This window comes from Polaromonas sp. P3_C2 (assembly GCF_056402675.1).
Genome location: NZ_JBFUGX010000427.1, coordinates 1 through 3,706, shown reverse-complemented (window position 1 = coordinate 3,706; position 3,706 = coordinate 1). Strand labels below are relative to the sequence as shown.

Here is a 3,706-nt window from a genome sequence, read left to right as displayed (position 1 = left end):
CAGCACGGCCGACACCGTGCGCTTGATGTCCAGGCCGTGGTGGTCGTAAAACCGGTGGTCTTCCGTGGCGATGAGCGCATCGACCACGCTGGGCGAAATGTCTTCCAGCTTCACCCAGTCGCGGTTGGCGCGCTTGAACACCGCCAGCACCTGGCCGTCAGACGACATCACCACCGAGGGCTTGGCGGTTTTGGCTTTCAGCAGGTCGTTGATGCTGGGCGTGAACGGAATCAGGATCAGCACATACAGCAACACCAGCACCGGAATGGCCGCCAGTGTCAGCAGCACGCCGCGTTTGGTGGGGTGGCGCAAGCGGCCAGGAATGGTGGCCGCAAAGTCGCGAAGTTGGGTCAGGAGCTGTTTCATCATTGCCTGCAAGTCTAAAGGGGAGGCGTAAACGGGCCTGTAGGACTGCGGCGATGCGGGAAATGCACGCCATGGGAAAACACCGCTTCGGCGGCTTGCAGGAGGCCATTTTTTAGCGCCGAATTGGCCTCAAGACCAATGGGAACGGGCGCAAGCAGCTACTGTTTTAATAGCGGCCTGCGGGGCAGTTTTGGTGGAATTTTGGGTCTGTTGTGCCTCTTTTTTGCCTCTTTTTGCCCGTTTTCAGCCGCTGCTGGCCCTGGGGCCGCTTTTTGGGGCCATTTCGCCGTTTGCAATGCCATTTTCAAGCATCAAATCGGCCTCCAGCCCAATAGGAGTCTGCGCGAGCAGCTACTGTATTGATAGCAGTTTCAGCGTGCCCGCTATTTCGCCGCACGGAACTGAACCGGTACAGCGTCATCCAATCTTTCGCACCAGGGGCGTCGTCATCCGTAAGAAACACCTCGCCACGCCGACCAACCTTCATGCCGCCTGTTCACGGCAAGCAATACAACAACCCACCGAAAGAGGCCAAAGCATGATGACCCGCAGAAACTCCCTGCTCCAACTGGGCGCCCTCTCCGCCGCCATGGCCGCCGGCCTGCGCGGGCTGCTGGCGTCTGCACCCGCCCACGCGGCCGCGCGCGCCTATGAAGTCACCCGTACCGAAGCCGAATGGCAAAAGCTGCTGCGGCCCGACCAGTACCGCGTGCTGCGCAAGGCAGGCACTGAAACGCCCTTCACCAGCCCGCTGAATAAAGAAAAGCGCGCCGGCGTTTTCAGCTGCGCCGGTTGCGACCTGCCCCTTTTCTCTTCAGCCACCAAGTTCGACAGCGGCACCGGCWGGCCCAGCTTCTGGCAGGCCATGAACAACGCCGTGGTCGAAGAAACCGACACCACCCTTTTCATGAAACGCACCGAAGTGCTGTGCCGCCGCTGCGGCGGGCACCTCGGCCATGTGTTTGATGACGGCCCCAAACCCACCGGCCTGCGCTACTGCATGAACGGCGTGGCCCTTAACTTCAAGGCAGCCTAAAAATGAACAAATACCTTTTCGCCTTGGGCGCAGTAGCACTGGCCACGTGGATATTGGTGGGCGGCGGCATGGGCACCAGCGCCGCACAAGAAGAAAAAGCCGTGAAGCTGCCCGCCCCCACGGTTGACGCCACGGCCGCCGCACAGCCAGCCACCGCCGTGTTTGCCGGCGGTTGCTTCTGGGGCGTGCAGGCCGTGTTTCAGCACACCGAAGGCGTGCTCAACGCCGTCTCGGGCTATTCAGGTGGTGAGAAAGCCACCGCCACCTACGAGCAGATCGGCTCAGGCCGCACCGGCCACGCCGAGGCCGTGCAAATCACCTACGACCCGAAAAAGATCAGCTACGGCAAGCTGCTGCAGATTTACTTTTCGGTGGCGCACGACCCCACCACACTCAACCGCCAGGGCCCCGACAGCGGCACGCAATACCGCTCAGCCGTGTTCTACAAAGACGCCGAGCAAAAGAAGGTGACCGAAAGCTACATCGCCCAGCTCGACGCCGCCAAGGCCTTCCCGAACAAGATCGTGACGCAGCTGGCGCCGCTGGCCGCCTTCTACCCTGCCGAGGCCTACCACCAGGACTACGCCACCCTGCACCCCAGCCAGCCTTACATCGCCAGGTTTGACCTGCCCAAGATTGCCAACCTGAAGACCGTGATGCCCGAGGTCTACCGCGAAAAGCCCGTGCTGGTGTCACAGGCCGGCAAGTAAGGCGGAGGCCCGGTTCGGCGGGAACATAGGGCGCGCAGGGCGTAGGCCATACCCCCGACTTGCGCCAATGCGCGCTATTCCTTCGCTGAAACCCATCAAGTCGGCAATGGCCTACAAACATGGTGGGCCAGGCGCGCTAATGTGGTCTTTTACCTTAGCAGGCAAGGAGTAAAAGACCATGACCAATACCGATAGACCCCAATCACATGCAGGCGAACAGCCTGAGCGCATCAACCTGAATGACAAAGCCACCACTGCGGAATGGCTCAAGAAGCTGGACGTGACCCAGGAGCAGCTTCGTGAAGCCGTAGCCGCCGTGGGCGACAAGGCCACCAATGTGGAAATGCACCTCAAGGGCGCGCGCAGCACCACCAATGCAGACCGCGTGCGCGAGTTGAGTACAGATAGGTGAGCTTGATGGCGGCGCGCATTGCCGCCAAAATGCCAGAGACACCACCCTTCACCGCCGTTCACCGTGTTCAGCGCATGCAGCAAGATGCGCAGGAGGTTTTGCCATGGCATTGCAGACACGCGCTCCATCCCACGCTCCCCAGCAATCAGACGCAACCCAGATCAACCGGCGCACCGCGTTGGTGGCCCTGCCCGGTTTGGCGGGCCTGGCTGGTTTGAGTTTGCCGGCCGCCACACATGCGCAAACACCCGGTACCGTCCGCCTGCAATCGTGGCCGCTCAACGCCCGCACCTTCACCGGCATTCACGACATCGCACCCGCGCCTGATGGCGGCGTGTGGTTCTCGGCCCAGCGCAGCGGCCACCTCGGCTGGTTTGACCCACGCACCGGCAAGTCAGACCTGGTGGCGTTGGGCAATGGCTCATCACCCCACGGCGTGATTGCCGGGCCCGACGGCGCAGCCTGGCTGACCGACGGCGGGCAAAACGCCATTGCCCGCGTGGCCTGGCCTTCGCGCGAAGTCAAGGTCTTCCCCCTGCCCGCAGGCACACCGTACGCCAACCTCAACACCTGCGCCTTCGACGGCGAAGGCAACCTCTGGTTCACCGGGCAAAGCGGCTACGTCGGCAAGGTAGAGGTACGCAGTGGCACCGTCACCGTGAAAGAGTCCCCCCGCGGCCGCGGCCCCTACGGCATCTGCGCCACGCCCAAGGGTGACGTGTGGTGGTGTTCACTGGCCGGCTCCTTCATCGCCCAACTGGACCGCAAGACCGGCGAATCACGCATCGTCGAGCCACCCACACCCCGCCAGGGCGCCCGCCGCGTCTGGTCAGACAGCAGGGGCCGCATCTGGGTATCGGAATGGAACAGCGGCAACCTCTCAATGCACGACCCCGCATTGGGCACAGGCCCCAGCAGCTGGCGCGCCTGGAAAGCCCCCGGCACCGAGCCACATATTTATGCCGTGTACGTTGACCACAAAGACATCGTCTGGGCCTCAGAGTGGAGCAGCAACGCCCTCTTGCGCTTTGACCCGGCCACGGAGAAGTTTGAGGTGATCACCATGCCGCGTTCTGCGGCGAGCGTGCGGCAGATATTGGGTCGGCCCGGGGAGGTTTGGTTGCCTGAGAGTGGGACGGAGTTTGTGACGGTGGTGAAGACGGGGTGAGAGCCATATCAACG

Annotated in this window: 5 protein-coding genes; 4 read left to right on the top strand and 1 reads right to left on the bottom strand. The window is 62.5% G+C overall.

The window, feature by feature from the left end; translation table 11 throughout:
* Positions 1-366, bottom strand: a 366-nt coding sequence (locus AC1DWI_RS16490; RefSeq protein ID WP_477725231.1) for a transglycosylase domain-containing protein, incomplete at its 3' end; no start/stop codon positions are given.
* 538 nt (positions 367-904) lie between these two features.
* Between AC1DWI_RS16490 and msrB the strand changes: the two genes are divergently transcribed.
* The 4 genes from msrB to AC1DWI_RS16470 all read left to right on the top strand — a co-directional run bounded on the left by msrB (position 905) and on the right by AC1DWI_RS16470 (position 3,692).
* Positions 905-1,402, top strand: a complete 498-nt coding sequence (gene msrB, locus AC1DWI_RS16485; protein ID WP_477725230.1) for a peptide-methionine (R)-S-oxide reductase MsrB — start codon at positions 905-907, stop codon at positions 1,400-1,402.
* 2 nt (positions 1,403-1,404) lie between these two features.
* Positions 1,405-2,112, top strand: a complete 708-nt coding sequence (msrA, locus tag AC1DWI_RS16480) for a peptide-methionine (S)-S-oxide reductase MsrA (RefSeq protein ID WP_477670963.1) — start codon at positions 1,405-1,407, stop codon at positions 2,110-2,112.
* Between the two features lie 178 nt (positions 2,113-2,290).
* On the top strand, positions 2,291-2,524 hold the full coding sequence (locus AC1DWI_RS16475) for a DUF3606 domain-containing protein (protein ID WP_477670964.1): 234 nt from the start codon (positions 2,291-2,293) through the stop codon (positions 2,522-2,524).
* Positions 2,525-2,627: 103 nt separating this feature from the next.
* Positions 2,628-3,692 (top strand): Vgb family protein, encoded by a 1,065-nt coding sequence (locus tag AC1DWI_RS16470; protein ID WP_477670965.1) that lies wholly within the window; start codon positions 2,628-2,630, stop codon positions 3,690-3,692.
* Positions 3,693-3,706: the final 14 nt, after the last annotated feature.

Coding starts and splice junctions, on each gene's coding strand:
- AC1DWI_RS16475 (WP_477670964.1), top strand. CDS start 2,291: ATGACCAATACCGATAGACCCCAATCACATGCAGGCGAACAGCCTGAG.
- AC1DWI_RS16470 (WP_477670965.1), top strand. CDS start 2,628: ATGGCATTGCAGACACGCGCTCCATCCCACGCTCCCCAGCAATCAGAC.
- msrA (WP_477670963.1), top strand. CDS start 1,405: ATGAACAAATACCTTTTCGCCTTGGGCGCAGTAGCACTGGCCACGTGG.